The organism is Staphylococcus warneri, from assembly GCF_900636385.1.
Taxonomy (GTDB): Bacteria; Bacillota; Bacilli; order Staphylococcales; family Staphylococcaceae; genus Staphylococcus; species Staphylococcus warneri.
In genome coordinates this window covers 1,530,995-1,554,932 of record NZ_LR134269.1, presented here as the reverse complement: position 1 = coordinate 1,554,932, position 23,938 = coordinate 1,530,995, and the positions used below count along the sequence as shown (strand labels likewise).

Below are 23,938 nucleotides of genomic sequence, written 5' to 3'. Positions count from 1 at the left end.
GTTGAAGAGGAGAATTTATAATGAGTAATCATAAGTTAATCGAAGCAGTAACTAAATCACAATTACGTACAGATTTACCTTCATTCCGTCCAGGTGACACTTTACGTGTACACGTTCGTATCATTGAAGGTTCACGTGAACGTATCCAAGTATTCGAAGGTGTTGTAATTAAACGCCGTGGTGGAGGAATTTCAGAAACTTTCACAGTTCGTAAAATTTCTTCAGGTGTAGGTGTGGAACGTACATTCCCATTACACACTCCAAAAATCGAAAAAATTGAAGTTAAACGTCGCGGTAAAGTACGTCGTGCTAAATTATACTACTTACGTAATTTACGTGGTAAAGCTGCTAGAATTCAAGAAATTCGTTAATCAGCCAATTCGATCAATAAAATTGAATCATATCAGATTCAATCATAAAGCATTAAACTGTTGTCATTTCAGACACAGTTTAATGCTTTTTTTATTTATTTTTATATAAAAAAGATGGTCGAAGGACTCATTATTGTGCCCTTCGACCAACTATTTATCAATAATTTAATGATTCTTTTTAATACTTCTAGCAAATATCATACTAATGATAATACCTGCAATTGAGATAACAATTAATAAATAAAAGTGTGGTGGAGTGTATGTTAATCGAATCAGTTCTTGGCCTTTTTTAACAGGTATAGCTGTCATAATACCATTTGCTTTTTTAACTTCCACTGCGTGACCATCAATACTTGCCTTCATCCCTTTGGCATAAGGAATAGGCATGACTAAATAGCCATCTTCTTTTTTATCTTTTTTAATCATATATCCATTTCTTTGTTTATGGATATCCACTTTTTTCAAGTGCTTCTCTGATTTGCGTAAAGTTTGATAGTTTTCTCCATAAATACCGTTAACTTTAAGACGATATTTACCTGGCGATAGCTTGATATTTAATAGATTTGATGATTTTACCCTCATAGTGACAGGACTAACAAATCTACGATATTTATAAGTAAGAGGATTCCTATCTTGACTATATTCATTAACACTAACACGATGATTCTTGTCAGGTGCTAATAACTCAACATCCATTTCTATATATAAATCTTTATAACGTTGAGTAAAAGATTTTGGTAGTTGAAGCTGCATACCACCATTATTTTTAGTAACTTCTATTTGATGATTTTTGATTTGTTTAGCATGATTTAATTTAATGTCAGCATGAGATAAAAGATTAGGATTTCGTTTAAACGATGTATTCGGTTTTGAACTTTTATCATTCAATACAATACCTTGAATCATAGCTTGTTCACGATCTAAAGGTGATTTTAAATCACTTGAATCATAAATTTTATTTGTGACATGTGCTGCTGGATAATTAATCGTATTATGAGAATGAATCCATTGATCACCTTTATCTTTGATTAGCTTTTTCTTTTCAAAACCATAAGGCATATTTAAATCTTTAGGGTGTCTAAGGCGATCTTCCACACCCCAAATAGCCATTAAATTGGCTCGATTGCCTAAATAGCGGTAGGTACTGTTTTTATCCACTGGCATATTGATTTGCATCATTTTATCGTAATATTTCAATATGCCTCCATCAAATATACTTGAATAGAGTGAGATGCCATTATAGTGGTAAATAAATGGTGAATTCAAACCATAAAATGACATATAATCAATTCGTGATAGTGGATTTGATTGAGAATTTTTGATATTTTGAATGGTTTTATTTAATACTTTACCTCGGTAGCTAGGATCGTCAATTGTTTTCATTGTAGTTTGATACGGTTCAATGGTATTTTTGATTGTGATATGTTCAATTCCAAGTTGTTGTATGAAAATCATTAATACGAGTGCGATTTGAATCCATTTTTTTGATTGAAGTTGTGGTTTCTTAATCAATATAGCTAATAAACATATCAACACGATAGACACTGGAATCCAATATATTGTTTTTTCAGCTAATACAAAATAAACAATTCCATAAATTGTAATAGGGATAGCAATGAGATTATATCTTTTAAGAGATAACTCACTGATATGTTGAATGAATAATGCGACTAAAGCACTTGAAGATAGAGTTAAAGCGTATACCCAACGTCTTTGCGGCATTGAAAAACCATTAAAAGCACTATCAAAATATTGAGATAGAGAACCAATAAGTAATATCCAAGTTACAATCGCAAATAATTTAAAATAATAATGACGATATAATTTGAATGAAAATAAAGCAATAATAGTAATAAAGGTAATGGTTATATAAAAGCCATCTGAAAAAATATTAAAATTAGTATTAACAAGATCTGTAAAGAGTGGTGTTTCAAGTTTAGGATTTTGCGCTCGGTCATTATTAAAAAATGACGACAATCCAGTATATAAGCCTAAAATACTACTCATTACGCTTAATAAAACCCCTATGATGAGTAGATAGCATTTTTGCCATCTATTTACGATATCTTTAGGGTGAATGACAATGACTCTATACATAAAATAAAAGCCCAACACAATCGCTTGATAATAGCTAAAATAGAAGTTCATAAATAAAGTTAAAGCTATGACAAAGATAAATAACCCGATTTTCTTCTCTCTGAAGAAGCGTTCCATAGCCAATAATGAAAGCGGTAATAAGATTAATAAATTACCGTAAAATGACCATGTAAAGTTATAGTAGAGAACTACTGTCGACATACCATACATTATCGTTGCCATTATAACTGCTATTGGTTTTAACTTTATATATTTAAAGAAATAAAACGTACAGACAAATGTAATAACCGTTCTAACATAGGCCATTATGAGCTGATTAGCTGGCCAATAACTAATATCGTGAGGGTGTGCTAATCCAATTTTTTCTAATATCCATATCGTTAAAAAGTTTAACCACATTAAAGGTGACATGGAATAATAATATGCTAGCCCCTTAACATAATCTCCACCTAATCCAAAAGATTCATCATAAAATCCTTTGAATTGTGTGAAGTGCTCATATAGATACATTTGAAAAGGCATCATTTGCCTAAAGCCATCACCCTCACCACTAAAGACAACGCCTTGAGTGATGAAACGGTAAATGAATGGAATGTATATGAATAATGATAAGATGCAACTTAAAATAATAATTGAAGCTAATAATAAGAATGGCTTAGAAACAATTTTTTTAAACACTATGTGTCCTCTTCTTTCTCTTTTTAGGATAAATGTATTTAACGAATAACCAACTTATAAAAATGCTTGAAATCGAAATGAATATCATTGTATTCCAAAATGGTGGTTGATATTTTATGACTATTGTTTTTGCATTTTTATCTACTGGTACTGCTGTCATCATGCCATTGGCTTTATAAACTTTTTCTTGTTCTCCATCAACAAAGGCTTTCATACCGCTTCGATAAGGAATGTTAATGGTTGCCATGCCTTTGGAATGTTTATCTAAATTAACTTTAACGCCATTTTTAATATCATGATATGTCATATTAAAGTTTGCGGATTGATGTGCTTTTTTGAGCGTATCATAATTTTCACCATTTAGGTTCAATAATTGTAAATCGAAAGTGCCTTTTGGTGATAGTTGAATCGTAATATCACCATTCTTATCAGGTTGTGTTCGGTAAAGTTGTGTATCGACGCCAATTCTATAAACAGAATCATTGTACAGACGATTGTTACTATATTGATTAATATTCACCGTATAATTACTATCAGGTAAACCTCTTTTAATTTTCATCGTTAAATAAAAATCAGTGTATCGTTTTTGTAATTTCTTAGGTAAATGAAGCTTAACTTTGCCTGAAGATTGAGTTACTTTAATACGATGCTTATTTAATTTAACAATGTTTTGACTCGATATATCAACTTGATTTAACAAATTTTTTGCCCTTTGATTATAATTTGCCCCTTTATTATCTAATACGACTCCATCTAACATTGCATGCTCTCTATCAATAGGTGTCTTTAAAGATCCCTTATCATAAATATGATTTGTAACTTTAACTGAAGGTAGGTTAAGTGTATTTTCGTAAATTGAATATTGACCTGCAGATTTCACCTTTTTAAAGTAACTAGGAATATTATGTTGATAATCTTTCAACATGACATATCTAATAGAAAATAGACTGGCAATGTTTTGTCTACCGTTCGTTGATTGATAACGACTCAGTGATTCTTCAGCCAAGTTAATCTTTAAATCATCATAATAATCATCGAGGATATTGTGATGGAAGATACTTGAATACAAACTTAAACCTTTGAAATGTTGGTACATAGGTGTGTTGTCTTGCTCATTGACACGCCAATCAATTCGCTCATCATTACGTTTAGAATGATTCATTTGCTTAACTAATGCACGTTGTAATTCGGAACTATACATATTGGAATTAAGGTAGAACGTATTTGCTCTATCTTTATGATCTTCAAAGTATATCTGATTCTTTATAAAAACAAACGACACCATCACATTAAGTAATGAAATGGCAATGATAAATAGATAAGTCAATTTAGTACGACTCGTTCTATCGTTTAGAATTAAAATACATAAACCAATGATAGATACGATAGGTACCAAGATAATCCATGCAACATATGTATGATATGCAATTGCACTAATAAATATAGTACTTTGAGCCAATAGATTAGTTATGAGATAGGATTTAATCGATAAAGTTTTAAAATATTTTACATAAAGGCCTATGAGAATTGCTGAGTTAAATGCAATGATAAAATGCCATCTTTTTTGAGGTGCAGAAAATCCATTAAATAATTGGTCTATAAATGGAATGAAATTAAAACATATAAATATAATTGTTAAAATGGCAAAAAGTCGATAATAAAAATGTTTATATAATTTGAAACTTAAAATAGCTTGGATAGTTATAAATAAAATGACGATTAAGTAATTATCAAAAAATAAATTTGTATTTGCATCTAGATGTTCGAAGTTAGGTACTTTACCAGAGAATGGCGCTCTACGATTATTTAAATAACTTTGAACACTATGGTAAAAAATAAACAGGCTATTACCTAACGATAAAAATCCACTGATACCAAAGATGAATAACGCTTGTTTACGACTGGCTAGATCGTTAGGGTGTCTAAAGATGATTCTAAGAATGATATAACCTGCGCCTATAATGAGTAAGTAATAGGCAAAATAAAAATTGTTAATCAATATGAGCGACATGGTTACAATAAATAAGCCTAATTTTTTCATTTTTAAAAATCGTTCAATAGATAAAAGTAACAAAGGCATGAAAATAAAAACATCACTGAAAAATGGCCAATATACGGTGAATCTAAAATATAAGGGTGAGATCACAAATAAAAAGGCCATGAGTAGACTAATAAGATGATGTTTTGTCAGGTGCTTTGCAAATAAATATGTACAATAAAGTGCAATACTTGCTTTGATAATTGAAACGATAAGTGCGTTATTCATCCAAAATAATAGTTGAGATGTGTCTAAATGAATAACTAACTTTAACAACATAATGACTAATGCGTTGATAATAAAAAGTATATTTGTAGAAAAGTAATAGCTTAAATCGGTGAAGAAGTCGCCACCTAATCCAAAATCTGATGAATAAAACCAGTTACCGTGACTCCATTGATTGAATAGAAACATTTGGATAGGAACCATTTGTTCCATACCATCATTAGGTCCGGTAAAAAGTATGCCATCATGATAAAATTTATATATAACGTAGCTATGACCAACAAGTGATAAAAGTACGAATATGAATATGTATTTAAGTGATTTTTTCATGTCTTACTCCTAATTGCATATATATAACATAAGCATGTTTTACACTACCAAAATCAAACTGGTTTATATGTTAGTTTAAAGTCATGCTTATTATCAAATTGTATGTGATAGCAAGAATGATGAAAAGTATTTATGCTTTTGTTTAAGATATTTTACAAAATCTTAAAATATAAAATATGAAGTAAAATGGTCTAACAAGCTTATCGTGTTAAACTAAACCTAGTCTAGATGAAGATGTTAGCGTATAATTTGAACAATATGTATTTTAGAAAAATTGATAGTAACGAAAGGTGATAACGATGGCAATTCAATGGTATCCAGGACATATGGCTAAAGCCAAAAGGGAAGTAAGTGAGCAATTAAAAAAAGTTGACGTAGTGTTTGAACTTGTCGATGCTCGTATTCCGTATAGCTCAAGAAATCCAATGATTGATGAAGTAATTAAACAAAAACCTAGAGTGGTTATTTTAAATAAAAAAGATATGACAAACTTAAAAGAACTAGAAAAATGGGAACAATATTTCGAAGAGAAAGGGTATTATCCAGTTGCTGTAGATGCGAAGCATGGTAAAAATTTAAAAGATGTTGAGAAAGCAGCTATACAAGCTACTAAAGAAAAATTTGATCGTGAAAAAGCAAAAGGGTTAAGACCAAGAGCGATACGTGCAATGATTGTTGGTATACCTAATGTTGGTAAATCAACGCTCATTAATAAGCTCGCAAATCGTAGTATTGCACAAACTGGTAATAAACCAGGTGTTACGAAACAACAACAATGGATTAAAGTAGGTACTTCTTTACAATTGTTAGATACACCAGGGATTTTATGGCCAAAATTCGAAGATGAAGAGGTAGGTAAAAAATTAAGCCTAACCGGTGCAATTAAAGATAGCATTGTTCATCTAGACGAAGTAGCTATTTATGGTCTTCAATTTATGATTGAAAAAGATTTAGAAGGATTAAAAAAGCATTACAATATTGATGTTGATGAAGAAGCTGGAATATTGGAATGGTTTGATGCGATTGGTCGTCGTAGGGGTCTTTTACAAAAGGGTAACGAAGTGGATTATGAAGCAGTTATTGAACTTATTATTTATGAAATCCGTAACGCTAAAATTGGCACATATTGTTTTGATATATATAAAGAAATGAAGCGTGACATTGAACATGGCTAAAACAATTAAAGAAATAAAATCAATTATTGATCAAATTGATTCGTTAGAAGTCCTTGAACAACACGAATGTAATAACGATGACCGTAAAGGTGTTCAAAAAGCAATTACCTCACGAAAAAAACAATTAGAAAAAGAATTAACATTAATTCGAAATTATGAAGAAATGAATTTGTATGAAAATGATATTTTAGCTCAAAATAGTAAAGCATTTATATGCGGTATTGATGAAGTCGGAAGAGGTCCACTAGCTGGACCAGTCGTGGCATGTGCAGTGATTTTAAATCCAGGCCATCGATATTTAGGTCTTAACGATTCTAAAAAAGTATCTGCTAAAAATAGAGCTGTCTTGAATCAACAATTAATAGATGGTGTGACAGATTATGCATATGGTATTGCTACATCAGCAGAAATTGATGAAATGAATATCTATCAAGCAACACGATTGGCTATGCAACGTGCCATTGATCAATTAAAGGTTCAACCAACGCATTTATTAATTGATGCGATGACTTTAGATAATGAGATTAATCAAACGTCGATTATTAAAGGTGATGCTAAAAGTGTATCTATTGCAGCTGCAAGTATTATGGCTAAAGAGTACCGAGATAACTATATGAAGGATATAGCGAAACAATATCCCGGTTATGATTTTGAAAATAATGTTGGTTATGGTACTAAAGCTCATCTTGAAGGTATTGCTCAAAATGGTGTCATATCAGAACATCGTAAAACTTTTGAACCGATAAAATCAATCTTACAATAGTTTGAATTTTAAATTAATTGCAAAAAAGATGGTGTATCAGTTTACAATAACGCTTTCATTTTTTATAATTAAAAGGGAACTTAACCTAAGAAACAGGAGGATGGAAGATGAATATCCACGAGTATCAAGGTAAAGAAATATTTCGTTCAATGGGCGTAGCCGTTCCAGAAGGACGAGTAGCATTTACTGCTGAAGAAGCGGTGGAAAAAGCGAAAGAATTAGATTCAGATGTATATGTGGTTAAAGCACAAATACACGCTGGGGGTAGAGGTAAAGCAGGCGGTGTTAAAATTGCAAAATCACTATCTGAAGTTGAAACTTACGCTAATGAATTATTAGGTAAACAATTAGTTACACATCAAACAGGACCTGAAGGTAAAGAAGTGAAACGCTTATATATCGAACAAGGTTGCGATATTCAAAAAGAATATTATGTAGGTTTTGTAATTGATCGTGCTACTGATAAAGTGACTTTAATGGCTTCAGAAGAAGGCGGTACTGAAATTGAAGAAGTAGCTGCTAAAACACCTGAAAAAATCTTTAAAGAAACAATTGATCCGGTTGTAGGTTTATCACCTTACCAAGCACGTAGAATTGCTTTCAATATTAATATTCCAAAAGAATCAATTAATAAAGCAGCGAAATTCTTAATTTCACTTTACAATGTATTCATTGAAAAAGATTGTTCAATCGTTGAAATTAACCCACTAGTAACTACTGGTGACGGTGATGTTTTAGCATTGGATGCTAAACTTAATTTCGATGATAACGCTTTATTCAGACATAAAGACATTATGGAATTAAGAGACTTAGAAGAAGAAGATCCAAAAGAAATCGAAGCATCTAAATATGATTTATCATATATTGCTTTAGATGGAGATATTGGTTGTATGGTTAATGGCGCAGGTTTAGCCATGGCTACAATGGATACAATCAATCATTTTGGTGGAAATCCGGCTAACTTCTTAGACGTTGGTGGCGGTGCTACTAAAGAAAAAGTTACTGAAGCATTCAAAATCATCTTAGGTGATGAACATGTTAAAGGTATCTTTGTAAATATCTTTGGTGGAATCATGAAATGTGACGTCATTGCTGAAGGTATTGTTGCAGCAGTTAAAGAAGTAGAGTTAACTTTACCACTTGTAGTACGTTTAGAAGGTACTAACGTAGAACGCGGTAAAGAAATCTTAAATGATTCAGGTTTAGCGATTGAACCAGCAGCTACTATGGCTGAAGGCGCTCAAAAAATTGTTAAACTTGTGAAAGAATCATAAGGAAAGGATGGGAACACTAAGATGAGTGTATTTATAGATAAAAATACTAAAGTAATGGTACAAGGTATTACAGGGTCTACTGCCCTTTTCCATACAAAACAAATGTTAGATTATGGAACACAAATTGTCGCAGGGGTAACACCTGGTAAAGGTGGACAAGTAGTAGAAGGTGTTCCAGTATTCAATACTGTAGAAGAAGCAAAACAAGAAACTGGTGCTAATGTATCAGTAGTTTACGTGCCTGCACCATTTGCTGCAGACTCTATTTTAGAAGCTGCTGATGCTGAATTAGACATGGTTATTTGTATTACTGAACATATTCCTGTTGTAGATATGGTTAAAGTTAAACGTTATTTACAAGGCAGAAAAACACGTTTAGTAGGACCAAACTGCCCAGGTGTTATCACAGCAGATGAATGTAAAATTGGTATTATGCCAGGTTACATCCACAAAAAAGGTCACGTAGGTGTTGTATCTCGTTCAGGTACATTAACTTATGAAGCAGTTCACCAATTAACTGAAGAAGGTATTGGCCAAACAACTGCTGTAGGTATCGGTGGCGACCCAGTTAACGGTACTAACTTCATCGATGTATTAAAAGCATTCAATGAAGATCCAGAAACAAAAGCTGTTGTTATGATTGGTGAAATCGGTGGTACAGCTGAAGAAGAAGCAGCTGAATGGATTAAAGCTAATATGACTAAACCAGTAGTAGGATTCATTGGTGGTCAAACAGCACCTCCAGGAAAACGTATGGGCCATGCTGGTGCGATTATCTCTGGTGGTAAAGGTACTGCATCTGAAAAAATTAAAACTTTAAATAGTTGTGGTGTAGAAACTGCTGACACACCTTCTGAAATTGGTACAACATTAATCGAAGCAGCTAAAAAAGCTGGTATTTATGACGAATTATTAACTGTAAAATAATCGTACGAATAATGTATGTAATGAGCTTAGACACTTTATATGAGTGTCTAAGCTTTTTTTGTGCGCATATTAAATTTATATTCTTACTATTCATTTTACGGCCATATTTCATTTCAGGTGTATAAAGAAATGATGATTTTACTTCTTAAAAGTTCATTACAAATCGTATTAAGATGTTTGTTAACTGTAATGTTTTAATGAGTTATTTCTTTGTATAATTGAGCTAAAGGAGTAATGAATTTGAACGAAAACTTTTTACCTAAATTATACTGGTCACATTTTACAACCTCACAAATCCATCAATTTTATCGGTACAACCCTCATATTTTCCAAATGACTTCTAATGAACAAGAAATTTCATTATTATATTGGATTACTCAACATCATCCTACGCTTTTATCAAAATTTCATAAATATAAACAAATAAATATAGTAGAAATTATGAAAATTCTTCGACAATTACATGTAAAATATATCACTTTTTTCGACGAAGATTATCCTTATTTATTAAAAGAAATCTATGATTATCCATTTGTTCTATTTTATAAGGGAGATAAGAAATTATTTTTAAGTAATCAAACTTTGGCAATTGTTGGTGCTAGGAAATGTTCAAATTATACGCAAGAAGCACTACAATATCTTTTTCCTTCATTTAAAGAAAAAAATATTACGATTATTTCTGGGTTAGCAGAAGGTGCCGATAGTGAAGCACACATACAAGCCTTGAAAATCGATTTATCAACCATTGCAGTATTAGGGTTTGGTCACCATTATTATTATCCTAGAAACTTAGTTTCATTAAGAAAAAATATTGAAGAAAAGGGGTTAGTTATTTCGGAGTACCCACCATTTTCGCCAATTGCTAAGTATAAGTTTCCAGAAAGAAATAGGATTATTAGTGGATTATCAAAAGGTGTATTATTAACTGAATCAAATGAAAGAAGTGGTAGCAGAATCACAGTTGATTGTGCATTAGAACAAAATAGAAATGTGTATGTTTTACCGGGTAAATTATTTGATTCAAAAACAAAAGGAAATCTATTATTGCATCAAGAAGGAGCTTCTATGGTCGTTAGTGCTGAAGACATTTTACAAGACTATTTAAATTGATAAAATAGTTAGTGTGAGACAATTAGACTTTAAGAAAATGGATTAAAATCATTAAAGAAATGAATGGAAAATTAAATAAAAGTTAAAACAAAATGCTTGATAAAATATTAAAACATTGACAAAAACAAAATTAAACGTTTATCATTTATCTTTAGTAATTAGATTAGCAAGGGGGAAATCACTTTGGCAGATAATTTAGTCATAGTTGAGTCGCCTGCAAAAGCTAAAACCATTGAAAAGTATTTAGGAAAAAGATATAAAGTTATTGCTTCAATGGGACACGTTCGTGATTTACCTAGAAGTCAAATGGGCGTGGACACTGAAGATAACTATGAACCCAAATATATAACAATACGTGGTAAAGGTCCTGTTGTAAAAGAATTGAAAAAGCATGCGAAAAAAGCTAAAAAAGTTTTTCTAGCTAGTGACCCGGACCGCGAAGGTGAAGCGATTGCTTGGCATTTGTCAAAAATATTAGAATTAGAAGATTCAAAAGAAAACAGAGTTGTATTTAATGAAATAACAAAAGATGCAGTCAAAGATAGTTTCAAACACCCTAGAGGTATTGAAATGGATCTAGTAGATGCGCAACAAGCACGTCGTATACTTGATAGATTAGTAGGTTATAATATTTCTCCTGTATTATGGAAGAAAGTTAAAAAAGGTTTATCAGCAGGACGTGTACAATCTGTAGCATTGAAACTTGTTATTGATAGAGAAAATGAAATAAGAAACTTTAAACCAGAAGAATATTGGACAATTGAAGGTGAGTTTAGATATAAAAAGTCTAAATTTACTGCCAAATTCCTTCATTATAAAAATAAACCATATAAATTAAATAAAAAAGAAGATGTTGAAAAGATTACTGCAGCGCTAGATGGAGACGAGTTTGAAATAACAAACGTTAATAAAAAAGAAAAAACACGTAATCCAGCTAATCCATTTACAACATCTACGCTTCAACAAGAAGCAGCACGTAAATTGAATTTTAAAGCGCGTAAAACAATGATGATTGCGCAACAACTTTATGAAGGTATTGATTTGAAGCGACAAGGAACAGTTGGTTTAATTACCTATATGCGTACTGATTCAACACGTATCTCAGATCAAGCTAAATCAGAAGCTAAAAATTATATCATTGATAAGTATGGCAATGAATACGTATCTAAAAGAAAAGCATCTGGTAAACAAGGGGATCAAGATGCCCATGAAGCTATTAGACCTACAAGCACATTAAGAACACCAGAAGAAATGAAATCGTTCTTAACACGTGATCAACATCGATTATATAAATTGATATGGGAACGTTTTGTGGCAAGTCAAATGGCTCCAGCTATTTTAGATACTATTGCTTTAGATGTCACTCAAAATGATATTAAATTCAGAGCTAATGGTCAGACAATAAAATTTAAAGGTTTCATGACATTATATGTTGAAACTAAAGATGACAAAGACAGTGATAAAGAAAATAAATTACCTAAATTAGAGCAAGGTGATAAAGTCACAGCTACACAAATTGAACCAGCACAACATTTTACACAGCCACCACCGAGATATACGGAAGCACGATTAGTTAAAACGTTAGAAGAATTAAAAATTGGACGACCTTCGACGTATGCACCAACGATAGATACAATTCAAAAACGTAACTACGTTAAACTTGAAAGTAAACGTTTTATGCCAACTGAATTGGGTGAAATTGTTTATGAACAAGTGAAAGAATACTTCCCAGAAATTATCGATGTTGAATTCACAGTTAATATGGAGACATTACTTGATAAAATTGCAGAAGGTGACATGAATTGGCGAAAAGTTGTTGGTGACTTCTACAATAGTTTCAAACAAGATGTTGAACGTGCTGAAGAAGAAATGGAAAAAATCGAGATAAAAGATGAACCTGCTGGAGAAGACTGTGAAGTTTGTGGCTCTCCAATGGTTATCAAAATGGGAAGATACGGAAAATTTATAGCATGTTCCAACTTCCCAGATTGTCGAAATACAAAAGCAATCGTGAAGACTATCGGTGTTAAGTGTCCTACATGTAAAGATGGAGAAGTAGTTGAACGTAAATCTAAGAAAAATAGAATTTTTTATGGTTGTTCAAATTACCCAGAATGTGATTTCATTTCATGGGATAAACCGGTAGGTAGAGATTGTCCAAAATGTAATCATTATCTCGTTGATAAGAAAAAAGGTCGAAGCAGCCAAGTCACTTGTTCAAATTGTGATTACAAAGAAGAAGTACAAAAATAGATATGACTTATATAAAAATAGCTACACAATCAAGTTGTGCGAGCTATTTTTATAGTTTAAATAAAGACCATAAATCGTTAAAATATAACCAAAAGAAGTCTACAGGAGGCATAAGCATGACACAAACAGTCAATGTAGTTGGTGCTGGTTTAGCTGGTTCCGAAGCTGCATATCAATTAGCAGAAAGAGGAATTAAAGTTAATTTAATAGAAATGCGCCCAGTTAAACAAACACCTGCGCATCATACAGATAAATTTGCAGAGTTAGTATGTTCAAACTCATTAAGAGGTAATGCACTTACAAATGCTGTAGGTGTATTGAAAGAAGAGATGAGACGCTTAGATTCTTTAATTATACAGGCTGCAGATAAAGCTAGAGTACCAGCAGGAGGCGCTCTTGCAGTTGATAGACATGACTTTGCTGGTTATATCACTGACACACTTAGAAATCATCACAATGTGACAGTTTTAAATCAGGAAGTTCACAGTATTCCAGAAGGATATACAATCATTGCTACTGGACCACTTACTACAGAAAATTTAGCACAAGAAATCGTAGATATTACAGGCAAAGATCAATTGTACTTCTATGATGCTGCAGCACCTATCATCGAAAAAGATTCAATAGATATGGATAAAGTTTATTTAAAATCTAGATATGATAAAGGAGAAGCAGCATATTTAAACTGTCCGATGACCGAAGAAGAGTTTGATCGTTTTTATAATACTGTATTAGAAGCGGAAGTCGCACCAGTTAATGAATTTGAAAAAGAAAAATATTTTGAAGGCTGTATGCCGTTTGAAGTCATGGCAGAACGCGGTAGAAAAACATTGCTTTTTGGGCCAATGAAACCAGTTGGATTAGAAGATCCTAAAACAGGTAAACGTCCATTTGCGGTTGTTCAATTAAGACAAGATGATGCAGCGGGCACGTTATATAATATTGTTGGTTTCCAAACACATTTAAAATGGGGTGCGCAAAAGGAAGTTATTAAATTAATCCCAGGATTAGAAAATGTAGATATTGTACGTTATGGTGTAATGCATAGAAACACATTTATTAATTCACCAGATGTCTTAAACGAAAAGTATGAATTAATTGGTCATGAAAATATTTACTTTGCAGGACAAATGACTGGTGTGGAAGGTTACGTTGAAAGTGCAGCAAGCGGATTAGTTTCAGGGATTAACTTAGCACATAAATTACTAGATAAAGGTGAGGTTATTTTCCCTAGAGAAACAATGATTGGTAGTATGGCTTATTATATTTCACATGCTAAAAATGAAAAGAACTTCCAACCAATGAATGCCAACTTTGGTTTATTACCATCATTAGAAAAGAGAATTAAAGATAAAAAAGAAAGATATGAAACACAAGCAAATCGTGCATTAGAATATCTTGAAAATTATAAAAAGACTTTATAATTTTTAAGAACATGAACTAGGTGGCTTATGCTATCTAGCTTTTTGTTGGTTATGATTGATAAAGGGATATGTTACAATTCTCGAAAGATTTTGAATTGAATATCAAATCACTGTAAGCCCTACCACGGATATGCTACAATTCAATATGATGGAGGCGAAATTTATTGAATGATATTCAAAAAGCGTTTCTCTATATGTTAAAAGTAGAACGAAATTTTTCTGATCACACGCTTAAATCATATCGTGATGATATTGTGCAATTTAATGATTTTTTATATCAGGAATCTTTAGATTTAAATAACTTTGAATATAAAGACGCAAGAAATTATTTAAGTTTTTTATATTCGAAAAATTTGAAAAGAACTACAGTTTCACGTAAAATTTCTACGTTACGTACTTTTTATGAATATTGGATGACACAAGATGAGTCAGTTGTTAATCCATTTGTTCAACTTGTACACCCTAAGAAAGAACAGTATCTACCACAATTTTTTTATGAAGAAGAAATGGAAGCTTTATTTAAAACAGTAGAGACTGATAGTAAAAAAGGTATGCGAGATAAAGTAATACTTGAACTATTATATGCAACAGGTATACGTGTTTCTGAGTTGGTGCACATCAAAACACAAGATTTAGATATGAAGTTACCTGGTGTTAAAGTATTGGGTAAAGGTAATAAAGAAAGATTTATTCCTTTCGGCGAATTTTGTAAGCAAAGTATAGAACGATATTTAAAGGAATTTAAACCTTTAAAACATGTTGATCATGACTATTTAATCGTAAATATGCAAGGTCAACCAATAACAGAAAGAGGAGTTAGATACGTACTTAATGATGTGGTGAAACGTACGTCAGGTGTAACGAACATTCACCCTCATAAATTACGACATACCTTTGCAACGCATTTGTTAAATCAAGGTGCGGATTTGAGAACAGTGCAATCATTACTTGGTCATGTTAATTTATCAACCACAGGAAAATATACACACGTATCTAATCAACAATTAAGGAAAGTTTATTTTAATGCACATCCTCGAGCAAAAAAGGAGAATGAATGATGGATAACTCATTACATGCAACTACGATATATGCTGTAAGACATAATGGTGGCGCAGCGATGGCCGGTGACGGACAAGTCACATTAGGACAACAAGTGATTATGAAACAAACAGCAAGAAAAGTAAGACGTTTATACGATGGGAAGGTACTAGCAGGGTTTGCAGGTAGCGTTGCCGATGCGTTTACACTTTTTGAAAAGTTCGAAACAAAACTTCAACAATTTAGTGGAAATCTTGAAAGAGCAGCCGTTGAACTTGCACAAGAGTGGCGAGGCGACAAACAGCTTCGTCAGTTAGAAGCAATGTTAATTGTTATGGACAAAGATGCAATCTTAGTTGTCAGCGGTACAGGAGAAGTAATAGCTCCTGATGATGATTTAATAGCTATAGGTTCAGGTGGAAATTATGCATTAAGTGCAGGTCGAGCACTTAAACGACACGCAGGACAAATGTCAGCAGAAGAAATGGCTTACGAGAGTTTGAAGGTGGCATCTGACATTTGTGTTTTCACAAATGATAATATTATAGTTGAAACATTATAAGTATCAATAATCAATCGAGCAAATTGATTTGTAGTAAATATAAATAACATTGATTTCAGAAAGTAAGAAAATTGGAGGTCATCCATATATGGATACAAATGGTATAAAATTAACACCGAAAGATATTGTATCTAAATTAAACGAATATATTGTAGGGCAAGATGATGCGAAAAGAAAAGTAGCGATTGCCTTACGTAATAGATACAGAAGAAGCTTATTAGATGAAGAATCAAAACAAGAAATTGCACCCAAAAATATTTTAATGATTGGACCAACAGGTGTAGGTAAAACAGAAATCGCACGTAGAATGGCCAAAATTGTAGGTGCACCATTTATTAAAGTTGAAGCAACTAAATTTACAGAAGTTGGTTATGTAGGTCGTGACGTTGAGAGTATGGTCAGAGATTTAGTTGATGTGTCAGTGCGATTAGTTAAAGACGAAAAGAAAGAAATGGTCAAAGATGAAGCAACACAAAAAGCTAACGATAAATTAGTGAAGTTACTTGTTCCTAGTATGAAGAAAAAAGCATCTCAAGGCAATAATCCCTTAGAGTCTTTATTTGGTGGAGCAATTCCAAACTTCAATCAAAATAATGAAGAAGAGGAAGAACCACCAACAGAGGAAATTAAAACTAAACGTTCAGAAATCAAAAAGCAACTTGAAGAAGGAAAACTTGAAGAAGAAAAAGTGCGTATCAAAGTTGAACAAGATCCTGGTGCTTTAGGAATGTTAGGTACTAATCAAAACCAACAAATGCAAGATATGATGAATCAACTTATGCCGAAAAAGAAAGTTGAACGTGAAGTTCCTGTTAAGACGGCACGTAAAATACTTGCTGATGACTTTGCAGATGAATTGATCGATCAAGAAACAGCTAATCAAGAAGCATTAGAGTTAGCTGAACAAATGGGAATTATCTTTATCGACGAAATCGATAAAGTGGCAACAAATAATCAAAATAGTGGTCAAGATGTTTCAAGACAAGGTGTTCAACGTGATATCTTGCCAATTCTTGAAGGTAGCATGATTCAAACTAAATATGGTACTGTAAATACTGAACATATGCTATTTATTGGCGCTGGTGCATTCCACGTGTCTAAACCTAGTGATTTAATTCCAGAGCTTCAAGGACGATTTCCAATTAGAGTCGAACTTGATAGTTTATCAGTAGAAGATTTCGTTAGAATTCTTAAAGAACCTAAATTATCACTAGTTAAACAATATGAAGCTTTACTACAAACAGAGGAAGTAACAGTTAACTTCTCAGATGAAGCCATTACACGATTAGCTGAAATTGCATATCAAGTCAATCAAGATACTGATAATATTGGTGCTCGTCGATTACACACAATTTTAGAAAAAATGTTAGAGGATTTATCTTTCGAAGCACCAAATATGCCACATGCGGTTGTTGATATCACACCACAATATGTTGATGATAAATTAAAATCAATCTCAACGAATAAAGATTTAAGTGCATTTATTCTATAAAAATAAAAAGAAGGAGAAAAATTATGAGCTTATTATCTAAAACAAGAGAGTTAAACACGTTATTACAGAAACATAAAGGCATCGCAGTAGATTTTAAGGACGTTGCACAAACGATTAGTAGCGTTACAGTAACTAATGTATTTATTGTGTCGAGAAGAGGTAAAATTTTAGGGTCGAGCTTAAACGAATTACTTAAAAGCGATCGTATTATTCATATGCTTGAAGACAGACATATCCCAGCAGAATATACAGATCAATTAATGGATGTTAAAGAAACGCAATCTAATATTGATATTGATAATGTTTTAACGGTATTCCCACCAGAAAATAGAGAAGTGTTTGTTAATAGTAGAACAACAATATTCCCTATTTTAGGTGGAGGAGAAAGATTAGGTACGTTAGTTTTAGGAAGAGTTCAAGATGATTTCAATGAAAATGATTTAGTTTTAGGTGAATATGCTGCAACAGTCATTGGTATGGAGATTTTACGTGAAAAGCACAATGAAGTTGAAAAAGAAGCACGAGATAAAGCATCAATAACAATGGCAATCAATTCATTATCTTATTCAGAAAAAGAAGCTATCGAACATATCTTTGATGAATTAGGTGGTAATGAAGGATTATTAATCGCTTCTAAAGTTGCTGATAGAGTCGGTATTACACGTTCAGTAATTGTAAATGCACTTCGTAAATTAGAAAGCGCTGGTGTCATCGAGTCACGTTCTTTAGGTATGAAAGGTACATTTATCAAAGTTAAAAAAGAAAAATTCTTAGATGAATTAGAACGTAATAAATAAAACTATTGAGGTTTAGGGACGACTATTGAGGTACCTAAACCTTAATTTTTGTGAGAAATTGAAAATGATATTTGGTAACACTTTAGCAATCAAAAATAAATAATAAATAACACTAGATAGGGTTTGTTTTAATCAATCATTTATTATTCAAAAGGCATTGCAATCAACGTCGAATTATGATATATTTATTTTCGGCTATAAAGCCAATACGCACATAATAAATGCAAATATAGAGGGTGCAATATTTAATTATTGTCTTTATATGAGTTTGTTATGGAGGTAATTAACCAATAGGAGGAATTTATAATGGCAGTTATATCAATGAAACAATTGTTAGAAGCTGGTGTTCACTTCGGCCACCAAACACGTCGTTGGAACCCAAAAATGAAAAAATATATCTTCACTGAGAGAAATGGTATTTATATCATTGACTTACAAAAAACAGTGAAAAAAGTTGAAGAAGCATACAACTTCATCAAACAAGTATCTGAAGATGGCGGTAAAGTCTTATTCGTAGGTACTAAAAAACAAGCACAAGATTCAGTTAAAGCTGAAGCAGAACGTGCTGGTCAATTCTACGTTAACCAAAGATGGTTAGGTGGAATCTTAACTAACTACAAAACAATCTCAAAACGAATCAAACGTATTTCTGAAATTGAAAAAATGGAAGAAGACGGCTTATTCGAAGTATTACCTAAAAAAGAAGTTGTTGAACTTAAAAAAGAATACGACCGTTTAATTAAATTCTTAGGCGGTATTCGTGATATGAAAACTATGCCTCAAGCATTATTCGTAGTTGACCCTCGTAAAGAGCGCAACGCAATTGCTGAAGCACGTAAATTAAATATTCCAATCGTGGGTATTGTTGACACTAACTGTGACCCAGACGAAATTGATTATGTAATCCCAGCAAACGACGATGCTATCCGTGCCGTTAAATTATTAACTGGTAAAATGGCAGACGCTGTTTTAGAAGGTCAACAAGGTGTATCAAACGAAGAAGTAGCTGCAGAACAAAACATCAATTTAGATGAAAAAGAAGAATCTGACAAAGCAGAAACAACTGAAGAAAACACTTCTGTTGAATCAAACTAAGTTATAGTTTAAATGGGTGATAAGATACTAATGCTTATCACCTTTTTTTAAAAAATAAATTAAAAGTATAGAGTATTGGAAATTTTACTAGGAATAATGGTAAAATTTAAATATATCTGTAACAGAATTATATATACTGGAGGAATAATTAATGGCAATTTCAGCTAAACTTGTTAAAGAATTACGTGAAAAAACTGGCGCTGGCATGATGGATTGTAAAAAAGCGCTAACTGAAACTGATGGTGATATGGACAAAGCTATCGATTACTTACGTGAAAAAGGTATTGCTAAAGCAGCTAAAAAAGCTGATCGTATCGCAGCAGAAGGTCTTGTACATGTTGAAATCAATGGTAACGAAGCAGCTATCGTTGAAATCAACTCAGAAACAGACTTCGTTGCTCGTAACGAAGGTTTCCAAAACTTAGTAAAAGAAATTGCTAACCAAGTACTTGCTACTAAAGCAGAATCAGTTGAAGCATTAATGAAAACTAAATTCGAAGACGGTAAAACTGTTGACGAAAAAATGAAAGAAGCTATCTCAACAATCGGTGAAAAATTAAGCATCCGTCGTTTTGCAGTAAGAACTAAATCTTACAACGATGCATTTGGTGCATACTTACACATGGGTGGACGTATCGGTGTGTTAACTGTAATTGAAGGTACTAATGATGAAGCAGCTGCTAAAGATGTAGCTATGCACATTGCTGCTATCAATCCTAAATATGTTTCATCTGATCAAGTAAGTGAAGATGAAATTAATCATGAAAGAGAAGTACTTAAACAACAAGCATTAAATGAAGGTAAACCAGAAAACATTGTTGAAAAAATGGTTGAAGGTCGTTTACGTAAATATTTACAAGAAATTTGTGCTGTTGACCAAAACTTCGTTAAAAACCCAGATGAAACAGTTGAAGCTTTCTTAAAATCTAAAGGTGGTAAACTTGTTGACTTCGTAAGATATGAAGTAGGCGAAGGAATGGAAAAACGCGAAGAAAACTTTGCTGATGAAGTTAAAGGACAAATGAAATAATAAGTCATATTGTTAACAAGAAAGAAGACACCTGAAAGGTTTTCTCAGATTAAAAGCATTTGTTTTTAATATAGAGAAGACACCCGTGTCTTCTTTACTTATATACTTTTACATATTTCTACTATAGAGAGGATAAGAAAATGGCTCAAACTTCTAAATATAAACGTGTAGTCTTGAAACTTAGTGGTGAAGCACTTGCAGGTGATAAAGGATTTGGCATTAATCCTATGATTATTAAAAGTGTTGCTAAACAAGTAGCAGAAGTAGCAAAAATGGATTGCGAAATTGCTGTTATTGTTGGTGGCGGTAACATTTGGAGAGGTAAAACAGGAAGCGATTTAGGAATGGATCGCGGAACTGCTGACTATATGGGAATGTTAGCTACTGTTATGAATGCACTTGCATTACAAGATAGTCTAGAACAATTAGAATGTGATACACGTGTATTAACTTCTATTGAAATGAAACAAGTTGCTGAACCTTACATTCGTCGTCGTGCCATTCGTCATTTAGAGAAAAAACGTGTTGTGATCTTTGCAGCAGGTATTGGTAACCCTTACTTCTCTACTGATACAACAGCGGCATTAAGAGCGGCTGAAGTAGAAGCAGACGTTATATTAATGGGTAAAAATAATGTTGATGGTGTTTACTCTGCAGATCCTAAAGTAGATAAAGATGCAGTTAAATATGAACATTTAACACACATTCAAATGCTTCAAGAAGGCTTACAAGTCATGGACTCTACAGCTTCTTCATTCTGTATGGATAACAATATCCCATTAAATGTGTTCTCTATTATGGAAGAGGGTAATATTAAACGAGCTGTAATGGGCGAAAAAATTGGTACATTAATTACAAAATAATATGAGGTGTAAAAAATGAGTGACATTATTAAAGATACTAGAGCAAGAATGCAAAAATCTATCGATAATTTATCTAAAGAATTAGCTAATATCAGTGCAGGTAGAGCGAATTCTAATTTATTAAATGGTGTAAATGTTGATTATTATGGTGCGCCAACACCAGTACAACAATTAGCAAGTATTAATGTTCCAGAAGCAAGATTACTTGTTATTTCTCCTTACGATAAATCTTCAGTGGCTGATATAGAGAAAGCTATTAATGCGGCTAACCTTGGTGTTAACCCTACTAGTGATGGAGAAGTGATTCGTATTTCTGTACCTGCATTAACAGAAGAACGTCGTAAAGAATTAGTTAAAGACGTTAAAAAAATTGGAGAAGATGCTAAAGTTTCAATTAGAAACATTCGTCGTGACGTTAACGATCAACTTAAAAAAGATGAAAAGAATGGCGACATTACTGAAGATGATTTAAGAAGTCAAACAGATGACGTTCAAAAAGCAACGGATAATTCAATTAAAGAGATTGATCAATTAGTTGATGACAAAGAAAAAGACATTATGTCAGTATAATCTTCTGACAAATTGAAAATAGTATTAACTAATTGTAGATTGCACTTATATAGTGTTAATGTAAGACAAAATGATTCAATATTCATTCTAGTCTAGACTGTACCAAGTAAGACTTTGGTACAGTTTTTTTATTTGCTTATTCAATGCTATAAATGAGTATGATAAAATGGTAGATGATTGTTTAAACAACCTATACAATAATACAGAGATGATCAGGCTCGGAGGAAAGACCATGTTTAAAAAGCTTAGAAATAATAATAAGAGTGAAAGTAATCAATTTAATAATTTAGATTTACATAATATACCTGAACATGTTGCAATTATCATGGATGGTAATGGCCGTTGGGCTAAACAACGTAAAATGCCTCGTATCAAAGGACATTATGAAGGTATGCAAACAATCAAGAAGGTCACACGAGAAGCCAGTGATATCGGTATTAAATATCTTACCTTATACGCTTTCTCCACTGAAAATTGGTCTAGACCTGAAAGTGAAGTAAACTATATTATGAATTTACCAGTTAACTTTTTAAAAACATTTCTACCAGAATTGATAGAGAAGAATGTTAAAGTTGAAACAATTGGTTTTCAAAAAGGGTTACCGACATCAACAATCGAAGCTATTGATCATGCCAAAGAAAAAACGAAAAATAATACAGGATTAAGATTGATTTTTGCCATCAATTATGGCGGCCGTGCTGAAATCGTTCAAAGTTTTAAAACGATTGTAGATGAACTCCAACATAAAGGATTGAGTAGTGATGATATTAACGAAGATTTAATTAATCAACACTTGATGACTAAGAATTATCCTGATCCAGAATTATTAATTAGAACTTCTGGTGAGCAACGAATAAGCAACTTTTTAATTTGGCAAGTTTCATATAGTGAATTCATATTTAATGAAAAATTATGGCCAGACTTTGATGGTGACGAATTGAAAAATTGTTTAAAAATTTACCAATCACGCCAAAGACGTTTTGGAGGATTGAGTGAGGAGTAAAGTATGAAAGTAAGAACATTGACAGCGATTATTGCTTTATTAATTTTCTTGCCTATCCTTTTAAAGGGTGGATTAGTACTAATGCTTTTTGCTTATTTATTAGCATTAATTGCATTAAAAGAACTTTTAAATATGAATATGATTAAATTTATTTCAATTCCCGGGATAATAAGTGCAATCGGTTTAATTATTATTATGCTTCCTCAAGATGCCGGAGATTGGGTACAAGTCATACAGTTGAAAAGTTTAGTCGCAATGAGTTTTATAGTACTCAGTTATACTGTTTTATCGAAAAATAGATTTAGTTTTATGGATGCAGCATTTTGTTTAATGAGCGTTGCATATGTAGGAATTGGTTTTATGTACTTTTATGAAACACGTTCAGAAGGATTACACTACATTTTATATGCATTCTTAATAGTTTGGTTAACTGATACTGGTGCATACATTTTTGGTCGTTTAATGGGGAAACATAAATTATGGCCGGTTATAAGTCCAAACAAAACGATTGAAGGATTTATTGGTGGTATTTTCTGTAGTTTACTTGTACCACTAGTTATGCAATTTTTTGTAGATTTTAATTTAAATGTGTGGTTATTGTTAATTGTAACCATTATCTTAAGTATGTTTGGACAATTAGGTGATTTGGTAGAGTCCGGATTTAAACGTCATTTTGGTGTGAAAGATTCTGGAAGAATTTTACCAGGACATGGTGGTATATTAGATAGATTTGATAGTTTCATGTTTGTGTTACCATTGTTAAATATTCTTTTAATTCAAATTTAATATCATAAAGCATTTTTTTATAAATAAAATGTTATAA

The 23,938-nt window shown here is 32.2% G+C and carries 20 protein-coding genes; 18 read left to right on the top strand and 2 right to left on the bottom strand.

The genetic code is table 11. The features are described 5' to 3' along the window. The first annotated feature begins 20 nt into the window (after positions 1 to 20). Positions 21 to 371, top strand: coding sequence for a 50S ribosomal protein L19 (gene rplS / locus EL082_RS07470; RefSeq protein ID WP_002450570.1), 351 nt, complete (start codon positions 21 to 23; stop codon positions 369 to 371). Positions 372 to 536: 165 nt separating this feature from the next. Here the strand turns inward: rplS and EL082_RS07465 are convergent, their stop codons facing one another. Both EL082_RS07465 and EL082_RS07460 read right to left on the bottom strand, forming a co-directional pair. Continuing rightward, on the bottom strand, positions 537 to 3,146 hold the full coding sequence (locus tag EL082_RS07465; RefSeq protein WP_019235877.1) for a YfhO family protein: 2,610 nt from the start codon (positions 3,144 to 3,146) through the stop codon (positions 537 to 539). Beyond that, a complete protein-coding gene (locus EL082_RS07460) occupies positions 3,139 to 5,739 on the bottom strand; it encodes a YfhO family protein (protein WP_002466048.1) in 2,601 nt (866 codons plus the stop codon). Before EL082_RS07460 ends, EL082_RS07465 begins: the two co-directional genes overlap by 8 nt. Positions 5,740 to 6,038: 299 nt before the next feature. Between EL082_RS07460 and ylqF the strand changes: the two genes are divergently transcribed. The 17 genes from ylqF to EL082_RS07375 all read left to right on the top strand — a co-directional run bounded on the left by ylqF (position 6,039) and on the right by EL082_RS07375 (position 23,901). Beyond that, positions 6,039 to 6,914, top strand: coding sequence for a ribosome biogenesis GTPase YlqF (gene ylqF / locus EL082_RS07455; protein ID WP_002466050.1), 876 nt, complete (start codon positions 6,039 to 6,041; stop codon positions 6,912 to 6,914). Beyond that, complete coding sequence (locus tag EL082_RS07450) at positions 6,907 to 7,677, top strand: ribonuclease HII (RefSeq protein WP_002466053.1); 771 nt, start codon at positions 6,907 to 6,909, stop codon at positions 7,675 to 7,677. The genes ylqF and EL082_RS07450 overlap by 8 nt, the downstream gene beginning before the upstream one ends. A gap of 107 nt (positions 7,678 to 7,784) precedes the next feature. Then, the gene (gene sucC, locus EL082_RS07445) at positions 7,785 to 8,951 is read left to right on the top strand and encodes an ADP-forming succinate--CoA ligase subunit beta (RefSeq protein ID WP_002466034.1); all 1,167 of its coding nucleotides are present in this window, start codon (positions 7,785 to 7,787) and stop codon (positions 8,949 to 8,951) included. Between the two features lie 21 nt (positions 8,952 to 8,972). Beyond that, positions 8,973 to 9,878 carry a succinate--CoA ligase subunit alpha gene (gene sucD / locus EL082_RS07440; protein WP_002466045.1) on the top strand — a complete coding sequence of 302 codons (906 nt, stop codon included), beginning with the start codon at positions 8,973 to 8,975 and terminating at the stop codon, positions 9,876 to 9,878. A 234-nt stretch (positions 9,879 to 10,112) separates the two neighbouring features. Beyond that, the gene (gene dprA, locus EL082_RS07435) at positions 10,113 to 10,988 is read left to right on the top strand and encodes a DNA-processing protein DprA (RefSeq protein ID WP_373364739.1); all 876 of its coding nucleotides are present in this window, start codon (positions 10,113 to 10,115) and stop codon (positions 10,986 to 10,988) included. 177 nt (positions 10,989 to 11,165) lie between these two features. Next, on the top strand, positions 11,166 to 13,241 hold the full coding sequence (gene topA, locus EL082_RS07430; protein ID WP_180991094.1) for a type I DNA topoisomerase: 2,076 nt from the start codon (positions 11,166 to 11,168) through the stop codon (positions 13,239 to 13,241). A gap of 116 nt (positions 13,242 to 13,357) precedes the next feature. Next, on the top strand, positions 13,358 to 14,665 hold the full coding sequence (gene trmFO, locus EL082_RS07425; RefSeq protein WP_103286313.1) for an FADH(2)-oxidizing methylenetetrahydrofolate--tRNA-(uracil(54)-C(5))-methyltransferase TrmFO: 1,308 nt from the start codon (positions 13,358 to 13,360) through the stop codon (positions 14,663 to 14,665). Positions 14,666 to 14,829: 164 nt separating this feature from the next. Beyond that, positions 14,830 to 15,723 carry a tyrosine recombinase XerC gene (gene xerC / locus EL082_RS07420; protein ID WP_103286312.1) on the top strand — a complete coding sequence of 298 codons (894 nt, stop codon included), beginning with the start codon at positions 14,830 to 14,832 and terminating at the stop codon, positions 15,721 to 15,723. Further along, positions 15,720 to 16,265: an ATP-dependent protease subunit HslV gene (hslV, locus tag EL082_RS07415; RefSeq protein WP_002450559.1), complete on the top strand. Its 546-nt coding sequence runs from the start codon at positions 15,720 to 15,722 to the stop codon at positions 16,263 to 16,265. Before xerC ends, hslV begins: the two co-directional genes overlap by 4 nt. Positions 16,266 to 16,353: 88 nt before the next feature. Next, entirely contained in the window at positions 16,354 to 17,757 is a 1,404-nt protein-coding gene (gene hslU / locus EL082_RS07410) for an ATP-dependent protease ATPase subunit HslU (RefSeq protein WP_015365077.1), read from the top strand. Positions 17,758 to 17,780: 23 nt separating this feature from the next. Next, on the top strand, positions 17,781 to 18,554 hold the full coding sequence (codY, locus tag EL082_RS07405) for a GTP-sensing pleiotropic transcriptional regulator CodY (protein ID WP_002450557.1): 774 nt from the start codon (positions 17,781 to 17,783) through the stop codon (positions 18,552 to 18,554). A 306-nt stretch (positions 18,555 to 18,860) separates the two neighbouring features. Continuing rightward, positions 18,861 to 19,649 (top strand): 30S ribosomal protein S2, encoded by a 789-nt coding sequence (gene rpsB, locus EL082_RS07400; RefSeq protein ID WP_002466032.1) that lies wholly within the window; start codon positions 18,861 to 18,863, stop codon positions 19,647 to 19,649. A 151-nt stretch (positions 19,650 to 19,800) separates the two neighbouring features. Continuing rightward, positions 19,801 to 20,679, top strand: coding sequence for a translation elongation factor Ts (tsf, locus tag EL082_RS07395; protein ID WP_049414688.1), 879 nt, complete (start codon positions 19,801 to 19,803; stop codon positions 20,677 to 20,679). A 140-nt stretch (positions 20,680 to 20,819) separates the two neighbouring features. After that, positions 20,820 to 21,542 carry a UMP kinase gene (gene pyrH, locus EL082_RS07390; protein WP_002450554.1) on the top strand — a complete coding sequence of 241 codons (723 nt, stop codon included), beginning with the start codon at positions 20,820 to 20,822 and terminating at the stop codon, positions 21,540 to 21,542. A 15-nt stretch (positions 21,543 to 21,557) separates the two neighbouring features. Then, on the top strand, positions 21,558 to 22,112 hold the full coding sequence (gene frr, locus EL082_RS07385) for a ribosome recycling factor (RefSeq protein ID WP_002450553.1): 555 nt from the start codon (positions 21,558 to 21,560) through the stop codon (positions 22,110 to 22,112). Between the two features lie 232 nt (positions 22,113 to 22,344). Next, positions 22,345 to 23,115, top strand: coding sequence for an undecaprenyl pyrophosphate synthase (locus EL082_RS07380; protein ID WP_002466060.1), 771 nt, complete (start codon positions 22,345 to 22,347; stop codon positions 23,113 to 23,115). Between the two features lie 3 nt (positions 23,116 to 23,118). Continuing rightward, positions 23,119 to 23,901, top strand: coding sequence for a phosphatidate cytidylyltransferase (locus EL082_RS07375; RefSeq protein ID WP_002466065.1), 783 nt, complete (start codon positions 23,119 to 23,121; stop codon positions 23,899 to 23,901). The last annotated feature ends 37 nt before the right edge of the window (positions 23,902 to 23,938 follow it).

What these genes read in the sequence shown, in the direction of transcription:
- EL082_RS07380 (WP_002466060.1), top strand. Translation starts at nt 22,345, where the DNA reads ATGTTTAAAAAGCTTAGAAATAATAATAAGAGTGAAAGTAATCAATTT.
- codY (WP_002450557.1), top strand. Translation starts at nt 17,781, where the DNA reads ATGAGCTTATTATCTAAAACAAGAGAGTTAAACACGTTATTACAGAAA.
- EL082_RS07460 (WP_002466048.1), bottom strand. Translation starts at nt 5,739, where the DNA reads ATGAAAAAATCACTTAAATACATATTCATATTCGTACTTTTATCACTT.
- hslU (WP_015365077.1), top strand. Translation starts at nt 16,354, where the DNA reads ATGGATACAAATGGTATAAAATTAACACCGAAAGATATTGTATCTAAA.
- EL082_RS07450 (WP_002466053.1), top strand. Translation starts at nt 6,907, where the DNA reads ATGGCTAAAACAATTAAAGAAATAAAATCAATTATTGATCAAATTGAT.
- EL082_RS07375 (WP_002466065.1), top strand. Translation starts at nt 23,119, where the DNA reads ATGAAAGTAAGAACATTGACAGCGATTATTGCTTTATTAATTTTCTTG.
- dprA (WP_373364739.1), top strand. Translation starts at nt 10,113, where the DNA reads ATGAATTTGAACGAAAACTTTTTACCTAAATTATACTGGTCACATTTT.
- tsf (WP_049414688.1), top strand. Translation starts at nt 19,801, where the DNA reads ATGGCAATTTCAGCTAAACTTGTTAAAGAATTACGTGAAAAAACTGGC.
- trmFO (WP_103286313.1), top strand. Translation starts at nt 13,358, where the DNA reads ATGACACAAACAGTCAATGTAGTTGGTGCTGGTTTAGCTGGTTCCGAA.
- ylqF (WP_002466050.1), top strand. Translation starts at nt 6,039, where the DNA reads ATGGCAATTCAATGGTATCCAGGACATATGGCTAAAGCCAAAAGGGAA.
- sucC (WP_002466034.1), top strand. Translation starts at nt 7,785, where the DNA reads ATGAATATCCACGAGTATCAAGGTAAAGAAATATTTCGTTCAATGGGC.
- frr (WP_002450553.1), top strand. Translation starts at nt 21,558, where the DNA reads ATGAGTGACATTATTAAAGATACTAGAGCAAGAATGCAAAAATCTATC.
- pyrH (WP_002450554.1), top strand. Translation starts at nt 20,820, where the DNA reads ATGGCTCAAACTTCTAAATATAAACGTGTAGTCTTGAAACTTAGTGGT.
- rplS (WP_002450570.1), top strand. Translation starts at nt 21, where the DNA reads ATGAGTAATCATAAGTTAATCGAAGCAGTAACTAAATCACAATTACGT.
- hslV (WP_002450559.1), top strand. Translation starts at nt 15,720, where the DNA reads ATGATGGATAACTCATTACATGCAACTACGATATATGCTGTAAGACAT.
- rpsB (WP_002466032.1), top strand. Translation starts at nt 18,861, where the DNA reads ATGGCAGTTATATCAATGAAACAATTGTTAGAAGCTGGTGTTCACTTC.
- sucD (WP_002466045.1), top strand. Translation starts at nt 8,973, where the DNA reads ATGAGTGTATTTATAGATAAAAATACTAAAGTAATGGTACAAGGTATT.